Here is a 23,867-nt window from a genome sequence, read left to right as displayed (position 1 = left end):
TCTTCTATACTCTATCTTCGTGACGAAATAAAAACAGAATAAAATCATGAAGATGAATAAAACTAGATTATTAGAAAAAATATCTATTCAGTCAGGTATCTCCGCAGATGAATGCAGCGCAGTACTCAAAACCTTTGAAAGAGTTCTTAGTGAAGAGTTAACCCGGAAAATACATCGTTATGGCGGGTGGATACTTTTGTTGGTTGCTTTGTTGGTATCCGCAGTGGCGTTTAGTCAGACACCGCAGAGAAAAGGACGGCCGGTACAGACAATCCGGGGAATGGTTATTGACGGGGATTCAAAACACCCGATACCGTATGCAACGGTGAGATTATCCGAAAAAGAGGGAGCAGGTACGATAACAGACAGTCTCGGTCGTTTCAGCATACCACAGGTTCCTGTTGGACGGCATACGGTAGAGGCAACCTTTATGGGATATGAGCCGGGTATTTTCAGAGAGATACTGGTAACTTCCGCCAAGGAGGTTTATCTGGAAATTCCTTTGAAAGAAAGTGTAAACGAACTCAATGAAGTAGTGATTCGTGCCAGAACCAATAAAGAGGAGGCGATGAATAAGATGGCTACTACCGGGGCCCGTATGTTAAGTGTGGAAGAAGCGAGCCGCTACGCCGGAGGTTTTGACGACCCTGCCCGTTTGGTATCCTCCTTTGCCGGAGTGGCCCCCAGTGTATCTTCTAATGGGATATCCATTCATGGCAATGCTCCCCATCTGTTGCAGTGGCGATTGGAAGACGTTGAAATTCCCAACCCGAATCACTTTGCGGATATTGCCACATTGGGTGGAGGAATACTTTCATCTCTTAGTTCGCAGGTATTGGGTAATTCCGATTTCTTTACCGGAGCTTTTCCGGCAGAATATGGAAATGCGGTATCCGGTGTGTTTGATATGAAATTGCGCAATGGAAATAACCAGAAGAATGAGAATACGCTTCAAGTGGGCATCATGGGAATTGATGTAGCTTCCGAAGGACCGTTAAGCAAGAAGCACAAAGCATCCTATATTTTCAATTACCGGTATTCCACAACGGGACTTCTGAACTTGGAGGGCGGAAAGATGGACTATCAGGACTTGAACTTCAAACTGAATTTCCCGACACAGAAAGCAGGAACATTCTCTGTCTGGGGAACCAGTCTGATTGATAAATTCGGCAGTGATTTTGAAAAGAATACGGATAAATGGGAATATATGAGCGACCGTAGCGAATCAAAAGACAAACAGTATATGGCTGCCGGAGGTATCAGCCACCGTTATTTCTTCAACAATGACGCATCATTGAAAACCACTATTGCCGGTACTTATTCGCAACTGGACGGAGGAGCAACCATGTTTAACCACTCTCTGGAATCTACTCCCTATATGGATCTTAACTCGAAACATACCAACTTGATACTGACTTCAACTTTCAACCGTAAATTCAGTAACCGTTTTACTAATAAGACAGGATTTACGTATAATGCCATGTTCTATCAAATGAACCTTGCCATTGCTCCTTATGAAGCCGAATCACTGGAAACCGTATCTCAAGGAAAAGGCAATACGAGTCTGATATCTGCCTACAATAGTTCTTCTGTAGGATTGACGGAACGTTGGACGCTCAATGCCGGTATTTACGGGCAATTTCTGACCCTGAATAATAAGTGGTCTGTTGAACCCCGTATTGGTTTGAAATGGCAAGCTACTCCGAAAGCAACTTTCGCACTGGCTTATGGTATGTACAGCCGTATGGAGAAAATGGACGTCTATTTTGTAAAAACGAAAAGTACAGGAGACAAATCCGTCAACAAGGAACTCGATTTCACCAAAGCGCAGCACGTCATGTTGTCTTTTGGATACAAAATATCCGATCGCATGAATCTGAAAATAGAACCTTATATCCAATTTCTCCATGATGTGCCTGTGATGGCTGACAGCTCTTATTCCGTACTCAACCGCTCTGATTTCTATGTGGAAGACGCATTGGTTAATAAAGGAAGAGGACGCAACATAGGTATTGATATCACTTTAGAACGTTTCCTGGAAAAAGGACTCTATTACATGATTTCCGGTTCTCTTTTCGATTCCCGCTATCGGGGCGGAGACGGTGTGTGGTACAATACGAAGTTTAATCGGAATTATGTCATCAACGGACTGATTGGAAAGGAATGGATGCTGGGACGTAATAGACAGAATATTCTTAGCATCAATCTGAAATTGACCTTACAAGGAGGTGATCGGTATTCTCCGATTGACAGGGAAGCAACGATGAATCATCCTGATAAAGAGGTGCAATATGACGAAACGAAAGCATTTTCTAAACAATATTCTCCCATGCTTATCGGCAACTATACCGTGAGTTACCGCATCAACAAGAAGAAAGTCTCTCATGAGTTTGCAGTGAAAGGACTTAACTTTACCGGTGCGAAGGAACACTATGGACATGAATATAATGTGAAAACTGGAAAAATTGATGTTAGCGACGGTTCTACAACATTGACAAATGTGAGTTATAAACTTGAATTTTAGATAACCGATATAGAAGTCCAACCGGAAAAATGTTTTATCTTCGTCCCCGGAGATAAAACATCTTCCCTGATTAAATACACGATGGCTGAAACAATAACAACAGACAATAAATCTACTTTATTATATCGATTTCTCGTTAGCCCGGAACTTCGATGGGCGCGTTATCTGGTGCTCATTATGGTGTTGGCTACCATATCATTCAATCAGGTTTTTATTATATTCCTCGATTACCGGGATATATTGGGAGGATGGATTTATACATTCACTTTCTTATATCTACTGACTTATATAGGAGTTATTTATCTGAATCTTTTCTGGCTCTTTCCAAAGTTTTTGCTGAAAAGACGCTATCTAAGCTACATATCCTTACTTTCGGTAGCAATGATGCTTGCCCTGGCAATACAAATGGCAACGGAATATGTATCTTATTCCTGCTGGCCGGAATTTTACGAACGTGCCTCTTATTTTTCCATACCTATAGTGATGGATTATATATCTTCTTTCATGTTGTCCACACTCTGCATGATAGGAGGAACAATGACTGTTCTCCTGAAAGAATGGATGATAGACCATCAACGTGTCTCACAAATGGAAAAGGTTCACGTACTTTCGGAAGTGGAACAGCTAAAAGAACAAGTCAGCCCCGAACTTCTTTTCAAAACATTACATCATTCGGGGGAACTGACATTGAGCGAACCGGAAAAAGCCTCGAAGATGCTGATGAAATTAAGTCAACTACTTCGTTATCAACTATATGATTGCAGCAGAACAAAGGTATTGCTTAGTAGTGAAATTAATTTCCTGAATAATTACCTGACCTTGGAACAGAATTCCCAGGCACAATTCAATTATGAACTGCTTGCGGATGGAGAAGTAAATAGAACACTGGTTCCACCCTTGCTTTTCATTCCATTTGTGCAATATATTGTAAAATCAATCAACGAACAGCGAACATCAATTCCTGTTTCTCTCAAAATCCATTTGAAAGTAGAAGAGAACACAATTATATTCACCTGTCTTTGCCTACAAGTGAATCTTTTGGAAGATAAAGGACTTGAAAGAATCCGCCAAAGACTGAACTTATTATATGGCAATCGTTACAGACTATTCCTGACGACAGAAAGCATCTGGTTGGAATTGAAAGGAGGTGAAGTATGAACCTGAATACAGAACATAGAAGAATGGAAGATAAAAGTGTTACAGCTTTCTTGTTAAGTCCTCATTACCGGACATGCAGACATCTGTTACTGCAAATAATAGTTCTTTTGATGACTATTAATGTCTTTTGGTACGAACCTTTGCAGTCAGTTTCTTTTTGGCGGCGTTTTGGTGGATTCCTGGCATATTTTGTTTCCATTAATACAGTAATCTATATGAACCTGTATATATTAGTACCCTGTTTTCTGTTGAAGAACCGCTTAGGTCATTATGTCCTGGCGGCTGTCCTGACGAATTTGGTAGTCATCGTCTTCCTTTCAATCACCCAGGGATTACTCTTTGAAGTAATTCTGCCCGGAAAAGATCCTGGCAGATTCGCTACTTTCATTAATACTTTTTCGGGGATACTGACCATCGGTTTTGTTACCGCAGGTTCGGCAGCCATATCACTGTTTACCCATTGGTTGCGTTACAACCTACGTATTGACGAACTCGAGTCCACTACTTTACAATCCGAACTGACATTTCTGAAGAATCAGATTAACCCGCATTTCCTTTTCAATATGCTGAATAATGCCAATGTCCTGATAAAGAGAAATCCGGAAGAAGCTTCCAAAGTACTTTTCAAACTGGAAGATTTGCTACGGTATCAGATTAATGACAGTTCGCGTGAAAGAGTTTCGTTGGCTTCGGATATCCGTTTCCTGAATGACTACCTGAATTTGGAAAAGATACGCCGTGACAATTTCCAGTTTACGTTGAGGCAGGAGGGAGAAGTGGATTCCATTTGGATTCAGCCTTTATTATTCATTCCTTTTGTGGAAAATGCGGTGAAACATAGTTTTGATAGTGAGCATTCTTCGTATGTCCATGTCTTTTTTAAGGTGGAGGCTCACCGGCTGGAATTCCGGTGTGAGAATTCTAAACCGTCTGTTGCAGTCCAGCAGGGTAAAGTCGGTGGAATCGGACTTGCCAATATTCAGCGTAGATTAGGATTACTGTATCCTGAACATTATAAGTTGGAACAAAAAGAAGATGAAAATCTCTATTCTGTAATTTTAAGTATAACATTACTACTGGTGCGATAAAATCGCACGGGTTTTAAATATCCTCAAATAAGGAGAGTTCTTTGACATTTTGGTTTGAAATGATTGATACGTCTTGTTTGACTACCAGAGTGCATAACTCTGTTTTCTCCAAAGCAGATATTCGTATGAGGGTCGCCACTTCTGTGATAGAATAAGGACTGTTATACTCAGTCTTGATTCGTGCAACAATCAGATAGGATATGATGGCAACCCAAAGATGGACTTTGACAGCATTTTCGGAATACCCCCAAAGAGTCTTGACGACAATGTTCTGCTTAATCCATTTGAAGAATACTTCAATATCCCATCTATGGCGGTAAATGTTTGTTATCTCCAATGCGCTGACTTCAAAGTTATTGGATATAAAATCTACAATGGTGTCATTGACAGGGTCATAAACACGAACGAACCTCATATCCTCAGGATATAGTTTACTCGATTTATAACCAGTCACTCTGATACGTGCATCTTCGATGATGCCTGACTCTGCATCCGGGGTTTCCATCTGCTCAATAGTCTTGAACTTCATGTTCTCCTTGGGGCGAGAAACCCAGAACGATTGAGCTTGATGAAACCTGAAGAGCGCCTCAAAATCAACATAAGCCTTGTCCATGACATAAAAAGCATACGGTTCAGGAATGAGTACATCCAGTTCGTTACTGTCATGCCATTTGCCATCGGTTATATGGATATTGGTAGGGATGCTACCCCGCAAATCAAGCAGTGTGTGCATCTTGACAGCCCCTTTGCTGTATTTGCCTAAAGCCCAAGCGGCAAGTTTTATGCTGGTGGATATAGTCGTGGAGTCTAATGCATAGATTACATTGTCTATGGTTATTTCGGATAGCTTCATCTTTGAGTACATGGGTCTTACTATTTCCATGAGGCAGATGCCAAGACCTTCAAATATACGATAATCCCGCTTCTCGTTAGCTCGCGACAACGATGTGTGGTTTACTGTCTTACGAAAACCGAGATGATAAAGTATCTTGGAGTGGACTTCCAGGCATAAGCAGATGTCTCGAAGGGAGTCACAGCCTGTCAACTGCCCGAAAAGCAGATAAAGTAGGTGATTGTAACTGTTGAGACTCTTGACGTGCCAGTCTCCTTTATATTGGCGCACAAGTTTATCGAATTGGTAGCGCGGTATAAACTCGATAATTTGGGAGAACACATATTTACCCTGATTCATAATCTTGATGACTTGGAACAACAAGACTAATAAATCATTTTCAAATCAAAAAATCAATGAACGCTTGTATTTGATTAAATATTAATATTTTAATAACGATGGTGAGATTTTTATCGCACCACTACTAGTATAACATTATGAATTGTATCATTGTAGATGATGAACCCTTGGCACGTGAGGCCATGAAGTTATTGATAGAAGAATCCGATAATCTCCAGTTGATAGGCAGCTTTAATAGTGCTGCAACTGCTTCCGACTTTATGGAGCAGCAGGGAGTCGATCTGGTTTTTCTGGATATTCAGATGCCTGGGATTACAGGAATAGAGTTTGCCCGTACGATTTCCAAAAAAACACTGGTTATTTTCACCACAGCCTATACAGAATATGCGCTGGATAGCTATGAAGTAGATGCAATCGACTATTTGATTAAGCCCGTCGAAGCGGAACGTTTTCAAAAGGCGGTGGATAAAGCGTTATCCTATCATTCTCTATTATTGAAAGAAGAGAAAGAAGCTATTGAAACGATTGTTGCCGCTGAATATTTCTTCGTAAAGGCAGAGCGCCGGTATTTCAAGGTGAATTTCTCCGATATTCTCTTTATTGAGGGATTGAAAGATTACGTCATTCTTCAACTGAACGACCAGCGTATCATTACTCGCATGAGCCTGAAAGCCATATTCGATTTATTACCAAAATCTATTTTTTTGCGGGTGAATAAATCCTATATTGTTAATACCGATCACATCGAGTCATTTGACAATAATGATATATTTATAAAATCGTATGAAATTGCTATCGGTAATAGTTACCGGGACGACTTCTTTGAGGGTTTTGTAATGAAACAAAGATTGTGATTTTTCATTTTTGTTTGGTTACATAATTTTCAAATGGTATATTTGTAACCAAAATAAAGAATACGTGATTGGCACAACAGACTATATTAGTATTAAGTTAACTGATGAGACTCAGTTTCGTTCTATATTCGACAAATATTACATATCTCTATGTATGTTTGCTAATCAGTATGTCGAAAATGATGCATTAGCGGCTGATATTGTTCAGGAGTGTTTTGTGAAGTTGTGGCAGTTGCGCGATGATTTCATGTATGTGCATCAGATTAAATCATTCCTCTATACGTCGGTACGCAATAAATCTTTAAATGAACTGGAACATACCAAGGTCATGAACGAGTATGCACAGAAAGTTCAGGAAATGAGTAAAGACTCTTTTTTCCAAGACAAGGTCATAGCAGAAGAAAGTTACCGGATATTAGTGGATGCCATTGAAAAACTACCGCCGCAGATGAAAAGCATTATGCAACTGGCACTTGAGGGAAAAAGCAATCCGGAAATTGCTGAAACACTGAATATTTCCGGCGAAACGGTACACTCCCAGAAAAAGATTGCCTACCGTAAATTACGCGTATATTTGAAAGACTATTACTACCTGGTTTTTTACTTTTTATAGTTTCTTTTAAAAAAAATCATTTTTAATACACCCTGATTTTCAATTCACCTGTTTTAGTATAAACAACGATTAAAACATGTGAATTATGATAAACCAACATTTCTATATTGCAAGACTCATTGCCAGATACTTATCTGATGAAATCGGGGAAGAAGAACAGGCGGAACTGACCCGGTGGAGAGATGAATCGCCCGAAAACGAACGCCTTTTTCAGGAAATCTGCAAGGAAGAGAACATAAAGCAGAATATGCAGAAGCGGCAAACTTTCCATGCAGAGGATGGATGGGAGGGGGTACAAAGAAAAATCCAACGCCATCGGTTCAGACATCGGATACTGAATATATGTAAATATGCTGCTATTTTCATTTTTCCGGTGGCTATTGCTACTGTGGCAATATATAAGAGCGGTAATGAACCCCAGCCGTTATCTCAAGTAGCGGAACAAATTGTTCCGGGTGGTAAGAAAGCTGTTCTTATTTTGGATAATGGAGAAGCAATTGATTTGAAGTCCACTTCCGGCGTGGAATTGAAAGAAAAAGATGGTACAGTCATTCAGGTGGATTCTACCGCATTGAATTATCAGCAGGCTCCCGCCCGGACATCCGAAAAACTTGCATATAATAAGGTAAACGTTCCTCGTGGTGGTGAATATCAGCTGATGTTGAGCGATGGAAGCAAGGTACAGTTGAATTCTATGAGTTCCATCCGCTTCCCTGTTCAGTTTGCACAGGATTGCCGTTTGGTAGAATTGGAGGGAGAGGCCTATTTCGAAGTAAGCAAAACCGGACAGCCTTTTATTGTACAAACCAAAGGGATGAAAATAGAAGTATTAGGAACTACTTTTAATATATCAGCTTACGCAAACGAAGAATATCAAACTACACTTGTCAGCGGTTCGGTAAAAGTACAGACTGAAAATGGAAGTAACCGGATTCTGAAACCATCGGAACAGGCTTGTATTACTCCGGGCAGCAACCAGATCAATGTACGCAATGTAGATACTGCATTTTATACCTCATGGATACATGGAAAGATCAATTTTAAAGATCAGCGATTGGACGACATCATGAAAACTCTTGCCAGATGGTATGATATGGATGTAGTCTATGAGAATGAAGCGACAAAAGAGTTACGTTTCGGCTGCTATGTTAACCGCTATAATGAGATTACCCCATTGGTGAAATTGTTGGAGCAAACGGGTAGAGTAACTGTCACAGTAGAAGGAAAAACTATCAAAATATTCACTAATCATTAATCCCTGTTTTATGGAAAAACTACGTAATGTTGCCAGATTTGGGAAATATGGAAAACGTCTTTGTATGATGTTCCTTTTTCTCTGTATTACGACTTCAGGGCTGATGCGCGCATCTGTATTCGCACAGACCACGGTTACAGCCAAATTCAGAAATGTAACACTGAATGAAGTTCTTTGGGAAATTCAGAAACAAACGGACTTTACCTTTATCTACAGCACAAATGATGCGAAGAAAGTCAGAGTGGAAAATCTGGATGTGAAGAATGAACTGATTTCTGAAGTGCTAAACAAATGCCTGCGAAATAGCGGACTGACTTATACGGTTCATGATGGAGTAATTGCCATCCGTAAGGCTGAACCCGTTAGGACGGAAACTGTTGCACGTGAGAAATATACGATTACAGGGAAAGTAATTGAAGATAGTGGAGAGCCGATAATCGGAGCTAATGTCATTGTGAAAGGTACAACTAACGGTATGATGACTGATATGGATGGTAATTTCCATCTGGAAGTTACAGACAAGAAAGTGACTCTGATGGTTTCTTATATCGGTTATACGTCACAGGAAGTCGTTGCAACTCCCGGCAAGCCGATGAGCATAATCCTGAAAGTGGATAATAACCTGTTGGACGAAGTGATTGTAACGGGATATGGTACTTTCAAGAAATCGGCTTATGCAGGTTCTGCCAGTATCGTAAAGACAGATGCTGTGAAAGATGTGCCTAATGTATCTTTCCAACAGATGTTGGAGGGGGCGGCTCCCGGTGTCAGTGTAAATACCGGTTCGGGTATACCGGGTTCGTCAACGTCCATCCGTATCCGTGGTATGGGTTCGTTCAATGCCTCCAATTCTCCGCTGTATGTAGTGGATGGTGTTCCCGTATTGTCGGGTAATATTGGTGCATCCGGTAGTGATTCTGGTTTGGATGTAATGTCTACTTTGAATACATCGGATATTGAAAGCATCACTGTTATCAAGGATGCCGCTGCTGCTTCACTTTATGGTTCACGTGCAGCGAATGGCGTTGTCATTATTACCACGAAACAAGGAAAAGCAGGTAAACCGGTCTTTAAATTGAAATCGGATTGGGGATTCTCTAATTTTGCCATGCCTTTCCGCGAATTGATGGGCGGACAGGAACGTCGTAACCTGATCCACGAGGGGCTTCGGAATTATGCTTTAACTTATAGCGGTAAGACCGATGATGAGGTAGGACTTCATCAGGGGATGACCGAGAATGAAGCATGGGCTTATGCCGATTCAAATATTGACCAGTATGCACCGATCCCTTGGTGTGGTTTTGTGAATTGGGATGATTATCTGTTCCGTAACGGTAGTCACCAAAATTACGAGTTTTCGGCTTCCGGCGGACAGGAAAAGATTAAATACTATACATCTATCGGCTATATGAAGCAGGATGGTGTTACGATAAACTCCGGTCTGGAACGTATTTCTGCACGTTTGAATGTAGACTATCAGATGGCTAAATGGATGAATATCGGTGCAAAGATACAGTTCTCCAAAGTGAATCAGGATACTTATTCGGAGGGTACATCGTATACTTCTCCAATTTACGGTACGCGTAATGGAGCCACACCGTCTGACCCTATATGGAATGAAGACGGCACCTGGAACCGTGCATTAATCAAATTGGATGACCGTAACCCGATGTTATCAAATTCTTATAATTTTAAGAGAGAATATGCGACTCGTTCTTTCAATACCGTATATGCATCATTCGACATTTGGAAAGGAATCAAGTTTGCGTCTACATTCAGCTATGATTTTGTGATGAACAAGTCTCGTGCATGGAAAGACCCGCGTACCAGTGACGGTGACGATGATAACGGACGTTTCAGCAAAGATTATAATGATATTACCAATATGACATGGTCTAATATTCTGACTTATCAGACAAAGATCAAGAAAAAACACAATCTGGACCTTTTGGTTGGTTATGAAATCAACAGTAAGGAGTCGGATGGATTGGGAACTACTATCTCTAATTTTGCACGCTGGGATAAACCGGAAGTCAACAATGGTGTAGTGTATCAGAGTATGGGAGGTTCTAACAGTACGACGCGTATTGTTTCTTATATTACGCGTGCCAACTATGATTATGACAACAAATACTATCTGGGAGCGAGTTGGAGAACAGACGGAAGTTCGCGATTGGCGAGAGAGAATCGTTGGGGAAATTTCTGGTCGTTGTCCGGTGCATGGAGAGTGAGTAGCGAGAGTTTTATGAAACCTCTTCAGAACTGGTTAAGCGACCTGAAACTTAGAGTTTCTTATGGTGTGAACGGCACTCTGCCGTCTTCTTATTATGGATATATGGGATTGAGCAGTCTGACCAGTAATTATAACGATAATCCGGGTATCACGCAGTCGCAACTGGAAAACAAGGAACTGACTTGGGAAACCAACTACAACTTCAACTCCGGTATCGACCTGGGATTCTTCGACAACAGACTGAATGTTACATTTGAATATTATGTCCGTACAACGAAAAATCTGCTTTACAGCCGGCCATTATCTCTTGCAACAGGTTTCTCAAGTTATCTTGCCAACATTGGTAAATTACAAAACAAGGGATATGAATTGGAAATTCGTTCAACTAATATCGAGACAAAAGATTTTCGTTGGAGCACAAGTTTGAATCTGGGACATAATTCCAATAAAATCCTGAAGTTGGACGGAGATTTGAAACAAGTAACCAGCGGAACATCTATTCATAAGGTAGGTTTGCCCTATTCTACCTATTATATGATTGAATTTGCAGGCATCGACCCGGCAGACGGTGAGCCGATGTTCTATAAGAATACGACAGATGAAAATGGAAATCTGAACAAAGAAACTACTAAAGATCCGCGTAGTGCGGAAAAAGTGATACTGCAATGTGCCGATCCTACTATCACCGGTGGACTCGGTAACAGCATCTCCTATAAGTGGTTTGATCTGAATTTTAACGTGAATTTCTCTTTTGGAGCATGGAACTATGATGGTTCGGCAAGCAAACTGGAACATGGTGGCGACGGAACACTGAATATTCCTATTTATTACCGGAAACGCTGGCAGAAGGAGGGGGATGAAACGAGTATCGAACGTTTTGTAGTCGGTAGATCAATTTCCATGACCGATTATGCTACCACACGTCGTTTATACAGTGGAGATTATGTTCGTCTGAAGAATCTGACTTTCGGTTTTACACTGCCGAAGACATGGACCCGAAAAGTGGGTATAGACAATATACGCCTGTATGCATCGGGCAATAACCTGTTAACTTGGGCGGCATACGATTATATTGACCCCGAATCGGGTTCATCACCTAGTTGGGATACTCCTCCGATGAGAACTTATACATTCGGTTTGGAAGTGAAATTCTAAGTGCATTAATCTATAAATGAATAAGTATGAAAAAGATAAAATATATAGCTTTAGGTGTCTTTGCAACCTTATTGAGTAGTTGCGGAAATGACTGGTTGGATTTGCAATCTTCCACAGCTATAGAAACCGATGGTTCATTGACCGAATTAAGAGATTTTGAATTTGTGCTGAACGGTGCATACAGCAGTATGCAGTCATCCAGTTATTATGGAGCAGATATGTTCTGTTATGGTGATTTGAGGGGAGATGACATGAAATCTTATAAGTCTTCCAGCACCAATGTCAGTTTCTATACATTCAAGTATAATAAGACGAATGGACCTAGTGGCTTCTGGGGAATGTACTACGGTATTGGTAAGAACCTGAACATTTTATTCAGGGATATTGAAAAGATAAAGCTTGTTCCCGATCGGGAAATTACAACTCCGAAACTGGAGAAGCTGACAGAGCAGGAGTATTATAATGACTTGAAAGGAGAGGCTTTGGCAATACGTGCCTTGTTGCTGTTCGATATGACACGTATTTACGGGTATCCTTATCTAAAAGATAACGGGGCATCATTGGCTGTGCCCATCATTGATAAAGTGGTAGAAGATAAGAATATCAAACCTTCCCGCAATACGACTGCCCAATGTTATAAGGCCATCACAGACGACCTGACAGATGCGGTGAAGCTGCTTCGTTCGGTAAAGAAAGAGGGTAAAATCAATAAATGGGCGGCAATGACATTATTAAGCCGGGTTTACCTCTATATGGGGAATGACAAAGAGGCATACGATGTGGCTGCCGAAGCTATTAAAGGTGCAGAAAAACAAGGCTATAAGTTGTGGACCAATGATGAATATGCCAAGATATGGGCTACTCCGTTCAATAGTGAACTGTTGTTCGAAATTGTGAATCTGACAACTGATAGTCCGGGAAAATCATCCATCGGTTATCTTAGCACCAAGTATAATCTGATAGCCACCGAAAAGTATTGGAAAGACTACATGAAAGACAATTCCGATGATGTTCGTAGTAAGATGGTGTCTACGGAGAGTAGTAGTAAACCTTATTGCTTGAAATATCCGGCACAAGGTTCTAAATCGTATGAAGATGCCAATATTCCGGTTTTCCGTCTGTCGGAACTCTATCTGAATGCGGCTGAAGCTGCGATTAAGAGGAATGATATACCTAATACGCGCAAGTATCTGAAACCTATTTATGCACGTACGGGTAAGGATCTGGATGCTGTGGCAGATGAAGATATAAATCTGGATCTGGTGCTTGAACAGCGTCGCATTGAATTCTGGGGAGAGGGACAACGTTTCTTTGATTTACTTAGAAATAACAAGAAAGTGATACGTGAAGATTATTTGAGCGAAGTTCCCAATGAAGCAGTAGAGTTTGATTGGAGTTATTATAAAATCGTTCTTCCTGTTCCTAACCACGAAATGGAGTACAATGAGAATATGGTTCAGAATCCGGAATATGAATTGCATTAATTAACGCATTAACGTATAGAAATTATGAAAAAGATATATAGCATCTATTTCCTTTTGGGTTTGTTCATCACGGCCTTTTATTCGTGCGGGGAAGATCTGACTCCCGTGGGACCGGATATAGCTGAAATCACTCATTTCCGTAATGATGGCCCTTACCTTTTCTATGAAAACGGTAAACTTAAAATCCTGGAAGTGACTAAAGATAATGCATTGAACATTCGTGAAGAATCCGGATTACCGGCCGGATTGAAACTGGATGTGTATTCGGATGATAATCAACTCCTTTTTCAGGTACCCATTAATAAGATTGAGAATTTCGAACGTCCGGCATGGGAAGACCGTACCGAGTATGCTAAAACATTTGCCGTATCCGACCTTCACGGGCGTTTCGACTTGTTTGCCGCTATTCTGAAAACAGGGGAAGTGATTAATGATAAATATGAATGGATATATGGCAGTAACCATTTGGTGATTGATGGTGATATTTTCGATCGTGGAGCAGACGTACTTCCTATTTTATGGCTCATATACAAATTGGAATTTGAGGCGAAAGCTGTTGGTGGCAGAGTGACAACTATCTTGGGGGATCACGAAGAAATGATAATGCGTGATAATCTGAAATATACGTATGCCAAGTACAACACTCTTTCGCAAAGAGCGATGAACATGACCTATGGAAAAATGTGGGGACTGACGAATGTGATGGGTAACTGGCTGCGTTCTAAAAACACCATTCAGATTGTAGGTGAAAACCTTTATGTTCATGCAGGATTGAGTAAGGCGTTTATGGAACGCGAAGAGACGATTCCCGAAATCAATGAACTGGTGAGCAAGAGCATTTACCTTTCAAAAGAGGAACGGAAAAAACAATATCCGGAGATTGCCGATTTCCTTTATAGTGATAGTTATAACGGTCCGTTGTGGTATCGTGGAATGGTTAAGACTGGCAGTGAGTACAGTCCGATAAAGGAAGCGGATGTAGATAAACTTCTGGCTAAATATGATGTCAAACGTATTATTATCGGCCATACGGAAAATAGTCGTGTGAAGTATACCTATAATAAAAAGGTATATGATATTTGTGTTAATCATCCCAAGGCTTTTGAAAAAGAGACTCGTGCCGTGGTTATTGAAGGAGATGATATTAAAGCCATCAATGACGAAGGAGAACTAGTAACGATTAAAAAATAAACTTCAAGAAAGAAAAGAATATGAGCACTCGTTTTTTGAGATTATTTCTTTCTACTCTTGTTCTCGTTTTAATAAGTTCCGGCATTCAGGCCGGAACTTATCATTCAGGAGATAAGAAGAAAGAGAAAAAAGAGAAATTGTCTGGTGACGGACCCTATATACTCTATCAGGCAGACGGTAGTACACGGGTTATTAATGTCAATAAGAAAGGACGGATTACAGACAAGACTTATGCGACATTACCTAAAGATTTCAGTTTCCGTGTGACGGATCATGAGGGACGGTATCCATTTGATGTAAAACTCCATCCATTGAAAAGACCGGAGTGGCAATATACCCGTCCGGAAAAAGTTTTTGTGATGTCCGATCCTCATGGGCGGCTGGATTGCGTGATTAGTCTGTTGCAAGGAAACGGAGTAATTAATGATAAATACCAATGGAATTTCGGTAGCAATCATTTGGTGATTATCGGAGATATTTTCGACCGTGGCAAGGATGTACTGCAGATCTTTTGGCTGTTCTATAAATTAGAAGATGAAGCGGCTAAAGCGGGAGGCCATGTCTCTTTCCTTTTGGGAAACCATGAGGCTTTGGTGTTGTCTAACGATCTTCGCTATACAAAAGATAAATATAAATTGCTGGCAGAAAAACTGGGAGTGGAATATCCTTCATTATTCGGTACAAATACCGAATTGGGGCGTTGGCTTGCAACACGTAATACAATGCAAATTATTGGAACCGATTTATATGTACATGCCGGATTAGGAAAATTATTCTATGATAAGGACTTGAATATCCCCACTGTGAACGAGGAAATGAGCCGGGCACTTTTCATGAGCAAAAAAGAGCGTAAGGCACTTTCTCCATTGACTGATTTTCTGTATGGCAATGACGGTCCGATCTGGTATCGCGGCCTGGTGAGAGAAGATCCCAAGTATAAACCGTTGGTACAGGACTCTTTACAAATGATGTTGGATCGTTATATGGTAAAACATATCCTTGTGGGGCACACTATCTTCAAGGATATTTCAACCTTTTATAATGGTAAAGTCATCGCTGTCAATGTTGACAATAAGGAGAATCGGAAGAAAAAGCGTGGACGGGCTGTATTGATAGACAATGGAGTTTATTACGTCGTTGGTGACGACGGTGTTCAGAGAAAACTATAATGAGTTTAATTAGAACTAGCCCCCTATTCATCTTCAAAAGACGAATAGGGGGCAGTCACCATGACGAGAAAAAAGTCGAAGTCTATTGCTTTACTTCGTTATTTTGTTTCAGAAGAAATTCATCAATTGCTTTTTTAAGCTGGTCTTTGGGCATAGCTCCTTGCATGATTCTAGGTTCCTCTTTCATCGGAATCATCAATAGGGTAGGGATGCTGCGGATACCGAATGCCGCTGCCAGATCTTGTTCTTTGTCCACATCAATCTGGTAGATATCTACTTTACCGCTATATTCTTTGCTAAGTTCTTCCAGAATGGGGTGCATCACTTTACATGGACCGCACCAGGTAGCATAGAAATCTACGATAGCAGGACGGCTGCCCTCAAATTTCCAATCGTTCGGATTGGCTTCATAATTATATACTTTCTTTAAAAAATCTACTTTATTTAATGCTACTACTTCCATTTTATTGTCCTCCTTTGTTGATTCATTACTCTTTTTATTTTCTCCGCTGTTGCCTGCACAAGCTGTGGTTGCCAATACAACGGCAAAAGCACTCAATAAACCTTTCATTAGTTTCATATACTATTCTTTCTTTTTGTTTTTATCTATTGCAAAGATAGGGGATATAAAGGAAGTAAAAAATAGCAATTTGACAGAAACTCTTGGCAAAACTTCCCTCGGATAGTTACTGAACGCTAAAATTTGTCTATTATTCTTTGGAGGAAATAAAAATAAGCACTACTTTTGCTGCGATAAAATGAGTATTCACCCTTTAAAACAGATGGAAAGGGTATTAATTATGTTGGAGTTATAATATTTTCAAATTAGGACTAAGTTGTCTCGCCGGGAGGATGAGGCTTTGCAACTTATTGTTTTTACATTGAACCTATGGTTCTTATATTGACCGCAATTCTACTAACAAGCGGCAATGGTTGATTAGTCCTGCAATCACTATTTATATTTTAAATTAATCACTTCAATGCGGTGGTGGGGTATTTCATATCCATATCCAAAGCATTGGTATCACGTGTATTGCATTGTTGTCTGCCGGTGAGGCCGACAGGGAATGCTGTATGCGAACGAAAAAAGAGTATGGGAATACGATTAAAAGATTTAAGCAAACTGGGATACCGGGATAATGTTGCCCGTAGTCTGGTAGTGGACATTGTGAGCAAACATTGCAAATACAACACTAAAGAACAGATTGAAATGACATTGAGCGATATACTCGAGCATCCCGAATCTTACAAAAATAATGAAATTTGGAATAAGCTGGCCGAACGCCTTTCGCCTACTATCATAGCGAAAGAGTTTATAGCTTATGATTTATTGGATGAGCCGTTGATGTATAAAACCTATGGAGGTAAATTTATCGAAACGCTTGCCAAACAACAGATGAACCTGGCTATGCGCTTACCTGTAACGGTGGCCGGAGCACTGATGCCTGACTCTCATGCCGGATACGGGTTACCTATCGGTGGAGTGCTTGCTACGGATAATGTCGTGATTCCGTATGCCGTAGGCGTTGATATCGGTTGTCGGATGAGCCTGACGGTATTTGATGCCAGCGCCGACTTCCTGAAACGATATACCTATCAGATGAAAGAAGCCTTGAAAGATTTCACCCATTTCGGTATGGATGGAGGATTGGGTTTTGAGCAGGAACATGAGGTGTTGGATAGGGAAGAATTCCGTTTGACGCCTTTGTTGAGAGATTTGCATGGAAAGGCAGTACGTCAACTGGGGAGTTCCGGTGGTGGCAACCATTTTGTGGAGTTCGGCGAGATCGCTCTGCAAGAAAATAACGTGTTGAATCTTCCGGAAGGAAATTATCTGGCATTGTTGTCGCATTCCGGTTCACGAGGATTGGGAGCTGCCATTGCCAAACATTACAGCCTGTTGGCACGTGAAGTGTGCAGGCTTCCCTGTGAAGCACAGCATTTTGCCTGGCTGGATTTAAACACTGAAGCGGGGCAGGAGTATTGGATGAGTATGAATCTGGCAGGCGATTATGCCCGTGCCTGTCATGAGCGGATTCATTTGAATTTGGCGAGAGCATTAGGGTTGAAGCCGCTCGCTAATGTCAACAACCATCATAACTTCGCTTGGAGAGAGGAAATAGCACCGGGGCGTATGGCAATCGTGCATCGCAAAGGGGCTACTCCGGCACAGAAAGGACAAGCGGGATTAATTCCCGGTAGCATGGCTACTGCAGGTTATCTGGTTTGTGGTAAAGGGATGGAAGCTGCTTTAAATTCGGCTTCTCATGGAGCCGGCAGGGCGATGTCCCGCCAGAAGGCAAAAGATAGTTTTACGCAATCGGCTTTGAAGAAACTACTGTCGCAGGCGGGAGTGACTTTGATTGGTGGGAGCGTGGAAGAAATGCCACTGGCATATAAGGATATTGACAGAGTGATGTATACACAGGAAACGCTGGTGGAAGTGCAGGGTAAATTTATGCCTCGCATCGTTCGAATGAATAAGGAGTGATGCGATGAAAGAAATTAGTATTTAATTGAAAAAAGAAGAAAATGATATCAGAGAAATATGGTCGCACTTATCACTATCCGTTCTCTCCCGGAACGACTAGTGACGACCGGATTAACCATACGTATTGGGAGGACATCCAACGGATTCGGACATTGGTGCATACCGAGAAGCTGGATGGAGAGAATAATTGTTTAAGTCAGTGGGGTGTTTTTGCCCGTTCGCATGCTGCTCCTACTACTTCACCTTGGACGAGGCAACTGCGTGAACGTTGGGAATTGATAAAGAATGATTTGGGTGATATAGAAATCTTTGGAGAGAATCTATATGCCGTACATTCCATAGAATATCAGCGATTAGAAACGCATTTTTATGTTTTTGCAGTCCGCTGTATGGATCAGTGGTTGTCGTGGGAAGAAGTAAAGTTTTATGCAGCTTTATTCGACTTTCCTACTGTTCCGGAGTTGAAGATAGAGCCTGTTTCCGGTTTGACACCGGAACTATTAAAACAGGAAATCATCCGTATGTCACAAGAACCGGCTATCTTCGGCTCTTGTGATCCGTGGACGAAAGAGGTTTGTACCCGTGAGGGAGTAGTCAGCCGCAATGTCGGAGAATATCCGGTAAGCGAATTTGCACATAATGTATTTAAGTATGTGCGGAAAGGACATGTTAAAACAGACGAGCATTGGACACGTAACTGGAAGCGTGCCCCGCTTGTTTGGGAATTTAATAATGAAAAGGAGGAATAAAGATGAATTGGAAATTGATAGAAGATAAAGCGTGGTGCTCACTCGAACAACAGTTCGAGTGGGTGCGCGAAATGAATACAGTTCAGCAGGATATTCGTTATCATGCCGAGGGCAGTGTAGCCGAACATACCCGTATGGTGTTGGAGGCATTGCAGCAGTCTTCCGCTTATCATTCTCTTTCTACTTTGGAGAAAGAACTTATTTGGACATCTGCCTTGTTGCATGATGTTGAAAAACGTTCAACTTCCGTGGATGAAGGAGAGGGGCGGGTATCTGCTAAAAGACATGCCAGAAAAGGAGAGTACACTGTCCGCACTATTTTATACCGGGATTGTCCTGCTCCATTCCATATCCGGGAACAGATTGCATCTTTAGTCCGGTACCATGGATTACCTGTTTGGCTGATGGAGAAGCCTGACTCTGTGAAGAAACTCTGTGAAGCTTCTTTACGGGTAGATACTTCATTGCTAAAGATGTTGGCCGATGCTGATATCAGAGGACGCATTTGTGAAGATAAGAATGAACTGCTGGAAGCACTGGAACTGTTTGAGATTTTCTGCCGTGAACAGGATTGTTGGAAGAAACCAAGAGAATTTGCCACTGATTATGCACGTTTTCATTACTTCCATACTGAAGACAGTTATATCGATTATGTCCCTCACGAACAGTTCAAATGTGAAGTGACGATGTTGTCAGGACTTCCGGGAATGGGGAAGGATTATTATATTCAATCTGCTGGCATAGATGTTCCGGTGGTGAGTTTGGACGTCATTCGTCGAAAACACAAATTGAGTCCTACGGATAAGTCTGCGAATGGAGGGGTAGTGCAAACAGCGAAAGAGGAAGCTAGAACGTATCTCCGCAAAGGTCAGGACTTTGTTTGGAATGCTACTAACATAACTCGTCAGATGCGTACTCAATTGATTGATTTGTTTGTTGATTATGGTGCAAAAGTAAAGATAGTCTATCTGGAACAACCATACCACATTTGGCGTCAACAAAATAAAAGCAGGGAATATGCACTTCCTGAATCTGTTTTAGATAAAATGTTAGATAAACTGGAGGTTCCTCAACTGGCGGAAGCGCATGAAGTCGTATATCATGTGGTATAAGTAACATGAAAAGTTGATAAAGGTGATTCTAGAGCCACTCATTTGATGATGAGAAATAGAATTATTATTTGCTAGAAGAATTATTGTGTATCAGAATTAAATCCATTATATTTGAGAATAATATGATGGTTGTAATTCTGATATCATGAAACATATAGTTAAAACTTATATTTTACTTTTATTCTCTTTATTAGTATCTTCTATAGGATATGCACAAGAAGAGAACGATATCATATATATTCAGGAAGGAGAATGGGGAGTTATTTTGTGTGGTGAACGTGGTTATACTTGGCTGAATAATCAAGGAGATACTATTTTTGGCTTTGGAAAATTACTGGAAATTTCAGGCGATAGTGACTTGAATTTGGTCTTGGCTGAAAAACCGAATCGTAAAAAAGGATGTTTTAATATGAATGGTGAAATAGCCATCCCTTTTATTTATGATAAATTAGGCGGATTTGCGAAAAATGGCTTAGCTTGTGCAGCTAAAGACGGTAAATATGGATATATTGACAAGGAAGGTACAACTGTCATTCCTTTTATTTATGATGATGCTCACTACTTTAGAAAGGGAATGGCATGTGTAAAATATCAAGGAAAATATGGTTGTCTCAATGCAAAGAATGAATGGCTGATTTCACCAAATTATTCAGAGATTAAAAATTGGAATGATAACTGGGTACTTGTCAACAAGAATGATAAATGGGCTTTTTATGATAAATCAGGTAAACAAAGGACGAATTTTTGTTATGATAAAGTTATTATGGCTTCCAAGGGTGATGACTTGGTTTGTTTTAATGGCTTAGGATTGGTTGTGAAAGATGGGAAATTTGCATATCTGAATGAAAAATTACAGGAAGTGGTTCCTTTGGGTACATTTGATTCAGCTCTTCCTTTTAAGGAATATCAAATGGGAATTGTAGAAAAGCAGGGAAAGTGGGGAATAATTGATAGTTTGGGACATTTCATACTTCCTTTGGAGTATGATAAAATAGACTATGTTTCTGATTACGGAAGTGATTATGAACTTTTTAGTTTAAAGAAAAAAGGTCATATTGCTGTTATGTCTGCAAAGACAAAAGAGAAAACAGAACCTTGCTTTTTGACGTTTTATGAATCAAATCGAAGAGTATTGGAAGACGGAACGTTTCAAAATGTCTATATAGCTCAAAATCTGGAAAATGAATATGGCTGTATGGACGGCCAATTAAATATAGTGATTCCTTTTGAATATTCGGAAATCAAACCATTAGACCCATTTCTGATTGCTGCTCATGGCTTGTCTTATGGATTGATAAACTGGCAGAATGAAATTGTTGTTGACTTTGTAAATGACGATATTTATTATTGTCAATTCGATGATTTATATATATTGACAGGTGACACCAAGGCCTATATAATGGATGCGAAAGGTAATGTTTTACTTCCTGATAAATATGAAAGGATACATCCTGTCATTGGCCGGAAAAGCTTTGTAGTGAAGATGCAGGATAAGGTGGGAGTGGTGATGAAAGATGGTGAGCAGATAATTCCTTGCGAGTATGATTCGATTTCTTCATGGTGGGAATATGGGCCTTCTGCGCATTATGTTGTGAAAGATAAAAAAGTGGGAGTTATTGATTATACTGGTAAAGTATTACTTCCTACAGAATATGATAGTTTGGATTATGTAACTAAAGATGTTGTAATAGTAACTAAGGATAGTAAATATGGAGCTGTTGATATAAATAATAGATTAGTGCTTCCTTTCGAATATAATGATATCAGATTTGATATTGAGGAATGGTGTGCTACAGGTTATGAGTATGTTAGATATATTTATGTGCGTAAAGATAAGAAATATTATAAATATGATAGAGAAACACATACTATGGAAGTGATGCTTCAGAAAAGTATAATAGATAAGATATTTAAGAATTATTTGTAGTTATATTTAATAGTTTCAAGGAAAGATGTGAGAGAGAATAAGTTGAAATCACCCTCACTACGCTAATGCTGTAGTAAAGGTGATTGCTTATTTCAGGAACTTTTGGTACATTTTCTACCAAGAAGAATCGGTTTATATCAGTGCTTTACTGCTATTTTCTTCATCAGATTCTGTATTAAGTCGTTTCTGCAAATATTTTACATTCTCAAGATGTATATAGTTAACCAAGTACATCTGCTTAAACTGCCAGGTGTTTTTCGTAGTATTCACAATACAATCTATGAAGGAACCCACTATATCTGCACTTTGCAGACGCTTGGCATTGGATACTTGCGTATTCATCATGTGCATGCCAAATCCCCTGACTACATCTTTCACACTAATATTCTTATAATTGTGGACAGCCTCGAAAGCTGCCATATTATTACGAAGTACGTTAGCCAGATCTTCTAGGCGTCTTCCATCCGAGCGTTCCACCAGATAACTACTTGGATTTATAAAACGATTGAGCGTGAGATAAAAAGTCAACATTTCATCGTCTGATGAGAAAATAGCATGCATGAATTGTGTCGCGCTCCCCGGGCGAACTTGCTGATTGTTTAAAACCTTTTCCATAAGAATTTTAATTAAATGGTGAATAAATTAAGTTCAATGGGGCGCAACAGAAAGGTAGTTCAAGGAAATAAAAGAAGCGGTTCCGCCTGTCCCATTGCTCTTCACCATCCACAACAGGCAGTAGGTGCATTAACATCCTACATGGGGGTACGAAACCGCCATATAGAAGAATGGGACAAGCATAAAAAAGCCTGCCACATTGATACAGCAGGTTCCCCTGCTGTGGATTTTGATAAAGAGCATTGCAAAGATAGAATATAAATCAAAAAGAAGAAAGAAAATCTGTATAATTTAGAACTTATAGCAATAAACTCAACACTAAACTTCTGAAAACGAATATATAACTATTAAGAAGCATTTAGAAGGTTCATAGGTTTCACCTTTAGCTGAATAGCTATGAATCAATGGCCTACAGTGATACAAAGCATGAAATATAGAAGAGAGCATCCTTCACCTCTTTCATCATGTAGGGGCTTTCATATAGATTATTGGATATATATATCCAATATATAGGGGATATATGCGCAGCGTGTTGGATATATATGTCCATTGTGTTGGGTATATATACCCGACAATTCATGTATTAATATCCTAGCGATAGAGTATTAATACTTTTCCACCTTTACAACTTATCATGAACGACTAGATGTTTTAGTTATATTATGCAGAAGATATAATAAGTTCTATTGCATCTATTACTAATTTCTCCTTATCTTTTAGCTAATTCATCCGCATAAGTTAATCTGTTGCACTTGAGTAACTACTCATCTGCACTTGTGTAACAGCTACGTAGCACTTGTCCATTCGGTAAATTACTCAACTGCAAGCAAACAGTGATTATCTAAAAGATATCTTTACCGACAACAAAGAAATAGATGCGTTGAGGCCGAAGTGTGATGAAAAGAATAAAACGATACATCCAATACACTAAAATTCAAATGATTAAAAAGAAAGTGCATTTTATCTTCTCCAAAAAGCAGAAACTCTATATACGTTTTCTGTAAACTTCTCTTATTTCTACGCTTTTTTAGAACCAAGTCATTGATTATAAGCACTG

The 23,867-nt window shown here is 40.1% G+C and carries 18 protein-coding genes; 15 read left to right on the top strand and 3 right to left on the bottom strand.

Going from position 1 to position 23,867, the window contains the following annotated elements:
- Nucleotides 1-46 precede the first annotated feature (46 nt).
- The 3 genes from H8796_RS22015 to H8796_RS22005 all read left to right on the top strand — a co-directional run bounded on the left by H8796_RS22015 (nt 47) and on the right by H8796_RS22005 (nt 4,770).
- A complete protein-coding gene (locus tag H8796_RS22015; RefSeq protein WP_117933881.1) occupies nt 47-2,524 on the top strand; it encodes a TonB-dependent receptor in 2,478 nt (825 codons plus the stop codon).
- Between the two features lie 81 nt (nt 2,525-2,605).
- Nucleotides 2,606-3,682: a sensor histidine kinase gene (locus tag H8796_RS22010; protein ID WP_004300566.1), complete on the top strand. Its 1,077-nt coding sequence runs from the start codon at nt 2,606-2,608 to the stop codon at nt 3,680-3,682.
- Nucleotides 3,679-4,770: a sensor histidine kinase gene (locus tag H8796_RS22005; RefSeq protein ID WP_117933879.1), complete on the top strand. Its 1,092-nt coding sequence runs from the start codon at nt 3,679-3,681 to the stop codon at nt 4,768-4,770. The genes H8796_RS22010 and H8796_RS22005 overlap by 4 nt, the downstream gene beginning before the upstream one ends.
- A 13-nt stretch (nt 4,771-4,783) precedes the next feature.
- Here H8796_RS22005 and H8796_RS22000 read toward each other — a convergent pair whose 3' ends face one another.
- A complete protein-coding gene (locus H8796_RS22000; RefSeq protein ID WP_117938164.1) occupies nt 4,784-5,962 on the bottom strand; it encodes an IS4 family transposase in 1,179 nt (392 codons plus the stop codon).
- A gap of 137 nt (nt 5,963-6,099) precedes the next feature.
- On the opposite strand from H8796_RS22000, the gene H8796_RS21995 reads away from it, so the two are divergent.
- From H8796_RS21995 to H8796_RS21965, 7 genes are all read left to right on the top strand, one after another.
- Nucleotides 6,100-6,816 carry a LytTR family DNA-binding domain-containing protein gene (locus H8796_RS21995; protein ID WP_004300562.1) on the top strand — a complete coding sequence of 239 codons (717 nt, stop codon included), beginning with the start codon at nt 6,100-6,102 and terminating at the stop codon, nt 6,814-6,816.
- 64 nt (nt 6,817-6,880) lie between these two features.
- Complete coding sequence (locus tag H8796_RS21990; protein WP_004304159.1) at nt 6,881-7,429, top strand: RNA polymerase sigma-70 factor; 549 nt, start codon at nt 6,881-6,883, stop codon at nt 7,427-7,429.
- Between the two features lie 85 nt (nt 7,430-7,514).
- Nucleotides 7,515-8,684 carry a FecR family protein gene (locus tag H8796_RS21985; protein WP_117937594.1) on the top strand — a complete coding sequence of 390 codons (1,170 nt, stop codon included), beginning with the start codon at nt 7,515-7,517 and terminating at the stop codon, nt 8,682-8,684.
- A 10-nt stretch (nt 8,685-8,694) separates the two neighbouring features.
- A complete protein-coding gene (locus H8796_RS21980) occupies nt 8,695-12,072 on the top strand; it encodes a TonB-dependent receptor (RefSeq protein WP_117937592.1) in 3,378 nt (1,125 codons plus the stop codon).
- A 26-nt stretch (nt 12,073-12,098) separates the two neighbouring features.
- Nucleotides 12,099-13,556 carry a RagB/SusD family nutrient uptake outer membrane protein gene (locus tag H8796_RS21975; protein ID WP_117937591.1) on the top strand — a complete coding sequence of 486 codons (1,458 nt, stop codon included), beginning with the start codon at nt 12,099-12,101 and terminating at the stop codon, nt 13,554-13,556.
- Nucleotides 13,557-13,580: 24 nt separating this feature from the next.
- Entirely contained in the window at nt 13,581-14,747 is a 1,167-nt protein-coding gene (locus H8796_RS21970) for a metallophosphoesterase (protein ID WP_117937589.1), read from the top strand.
- 20 nt (nt 14,748-14,767) lie between these two features.
- Nucleotides 14,768-15,916: a metallophosphoesterase gene (locus H8796_RS21965; protein WP_117937587.1), complete on the top strand. Its 1,149-nt coding sequence runs from the start codon at nt 14,768-14,770 to the stop codon at nt 15,914-15,916.
- A gap of 82 nt (nt 15,917-15,998) precedes the next feature.
- On the opposite strand, the gene trxA is transcribed toward H8796_RS21965, so the two are convergent.
- Nucleotides 15,999-16,496 carry a thioredoxin gene (gene trxA / locus H8796_RS21960; protein WP_187343872.1) on the bottom strand — a complete coding sequence of 166 codons (498 nt, stop codon included), beginning with the start codon at nt 16,494-16,496 and terminating at the stop codon, nt 15,999-16,001.
- Between the two features lie 513 nt (nt 16,497-17,009).
- On the opposite strand from trxA, the gene H8796_RS21955 reads away from it, so the two are divergent.
- The 4 genes from H8796_RS21955 to H8796_RS25525 all read left to right on the top strand — a co-directional run bounded on the left by H8796_RS21955 (nt 17,010) and on the right by H8796_RS25525 (nt 22,195).
- Complete coding sequence (locus H8796_RS21955; protein ID WP_117937585.1) at nt 17,010-18,407, top strand: RtcB family protein; 1,398 nt, start codon at nt 17,010-17,012, stop codon at nt 18,405-18,407.
- Nucleotides 18,408-18,448: 41 nt separating this feature from the next.
- On the top strand, nt 18,449-19,156 hold the full coding sequence (locus H8796_RS21950; protein ID WP_117937583.1) for an RNA ligase family protein: 708 nt from the start codon (nt 18,449-18,451) through the stop codon (nt 19,154-19,156).
- 2 nt (nt 19,157-19,158) lie between these two features.
- Nucleotides 19,159-20,268, top strand: coding sequence for an AAA family ATPase (locus H8796_RS21945; protein WP_117937581.1), 1,110 nt, complete (start codon nt 19,159-19,161; stop codon nt 20,266-20,268).
- A gap of 145 nt (nt 20,269-20,413) precedes the next feature.
- Complete coding sequence (locus tag H8796_RS25525; protein ID WP_233530413.1) at nt 20,414-22,195, top strand: WG repeat-containing protein; 1,782 nt, start codon at nt 20,414-20,416, stop codon at nt 22,193-22,195.
- A gap of 132 nt (nt 22,196-22,327) precedes the next feature.
- On the opposite strand, the gene H8796_RS21920 is transcribed toward H8796_RS25525, so the two are convergent.
- Complete coding sequence (locus H8796_RS21920) at nt 22,328-22,810, bottom strand: hypothetical protein (RefSeq protein WP_117937579.1); 483 nt, start codon at nt 22,808-22,810, stop codon at nt 22,328-22,330.
- 36 nt (nt 22,811-22,846) lie between these two features.
- Here H8796_RS21920 and H8796_RS21915 point away from each other — a divergent pair, with 36 nt between their 5' ends.
- Entirely contained in the window at nt 22,847-23,071 is a 225-nt protein-coding gene (locus H8796_RS21915; RefSeq protein ID WP_187344010.1) for a hypothetical protein, read from the top strand.
- The last annotated feature ends 796 nt before the right edge of the window (nt 23,072-23,867 follow it).

The sequence above is a fragment of the Bacteroides sp. M10 genome (assembly GCF_014334015.1).
GTDB classification, from domain to species: domain Bacteria; phylum Bacteroidota; class Bacteroidia; order Bacteroidales; family Bacteroidaceae; genus Bacteroides; species Bacteroides intestinigallinarum.
The sequence above is the reverse complement of the archived record's forward strand: the minus strand, read 5'-3'. Positions and strand labels throughout refer to the sequence as shown.

What these genes read in the sequence shown, in the direction of transcription:
- H8796_RS25525 (WP_233530413.1), top strand. Translation starts at nt 20,414, where the DNA reads ATGAAACATATAGTTAAAACTTATATTTTACTTTTATTCTCTTTATTA.
- H8796_RS22015 (WP_117933881.1), top strand. Translation starts at nt 47, where the DNA reads ATGAAGATGAATAAAACTAGATTATTAGAAAAAATATCTATTCAGTCA.
- H8796_RS21985 (WP_117937594.1), top strand. Translation starts at nt 7,515, where the DNA reads ATGATAAACCAACATTTCTATATTGCAAGACTCATTGCCAGATACTTA.
- H8796_RS22010 (WP_004300566.1), top strand. Translation starts at nt 2,606, where the DNA reads ATGGCTGAAACAATAACAACAGACAATAAATCTACTTTATTATATCGA.
- H8796_RS21950 (WP_117937583.1), top strand. Translation starts at nt 18,449, where the DNA reads ATGATATCAGAGAAATATGGTCGCACTTATCACTATCCGTTCTCTCCC.
- H8796_RS22005 (WP_117933879.1), top strand. Translation starts at nt 3,679, where the DNA reads ATGAACCTGAATACAGAACATAGAAGAATGGAAGATAAAAGTGTTACA.
- H8796_RS21915 (WP_187344010.1), top strand. Translation starts at nt 22,847, where the DNA reads ATGGGGCGCAACAGAAAGGTAGTTCAAGGAAATAAAAGAAGCGGTTCC.
- trxA (WP_187343872.1), bottom strand. Translation starts at nt 16,496, where the DNA reads ATGAAACTAATGAAAGGTTTATTGAGTGCTTTTGCCGTTGTATTGGCA.
- H8796_RS21980 (WP_117937592.1), top strand. Translation starts at nt 8,695, where the DNA reads ATGGAAAAACTACGTAATGTTGCCAGATTTGGGAAATATGGAAAACGT.
- H8796_RS21965 (WP_117937587.1), top strand. Translation starts at nt 14,768, where the DNA reads ATGAGCACTCGTTTTTTGAGATTATTTCTTTCTACTCTTGTTCTCGTT.
- H8796_RS21920 (WP_117937579.1), bottom strand. Translation starts at nt 22,810, where the DNA reads ATGGAAAAGGTTTTAAACAATCAGCAAGTTCGCCCGGGGAGCGCGACA.
- H8796_RS21970 (WP_117937589.1), top strand. Translation starts at nt 13,581, where the DNA reads ATGAAAAAGATATATAGCATCTATTTCCTTTTGGGTTTGTTCATCACG.
- H8796_RS21995 (WP_004300562.1), top strand. Translation starts at nt 6,100, where the DNA reads ATGAATTGTATCATTGTAGATGATGAACCCTTGGCACGTGAGGCCATG.
- H8796_RS22000 (WP_117938164.1), bottom strand. Translation starts at nt 5,962, where the DNA reads ATGAATCAGGGTAAATATGTGTTCTCCCAAATTATCGAGTTTATACCG.
- H8796_RS21945 (WP_117937581.1), top strand. Translation starts at nt 19,159, where the DNA reads ATGAATTGGAAATTGATAGAAGATAAAGCGTGGTGCTCACTCGAACAA.
- H8796_RS21955 (WP_117937585.1), top strand. Translation starts at nt 17,010, where the DNA reads ATGGGAATACGATTAAAAGATTTAAGCAAACTGGGATACCGGGATAAT.
- H8796_RS21975 (WP_117937591.1), top strand. Translation starts at nt 12,099, where the DNA reads ATGAAAAAGATAAAATATATAGCTTTAGGTGTCTTTGCAACCTTATTG.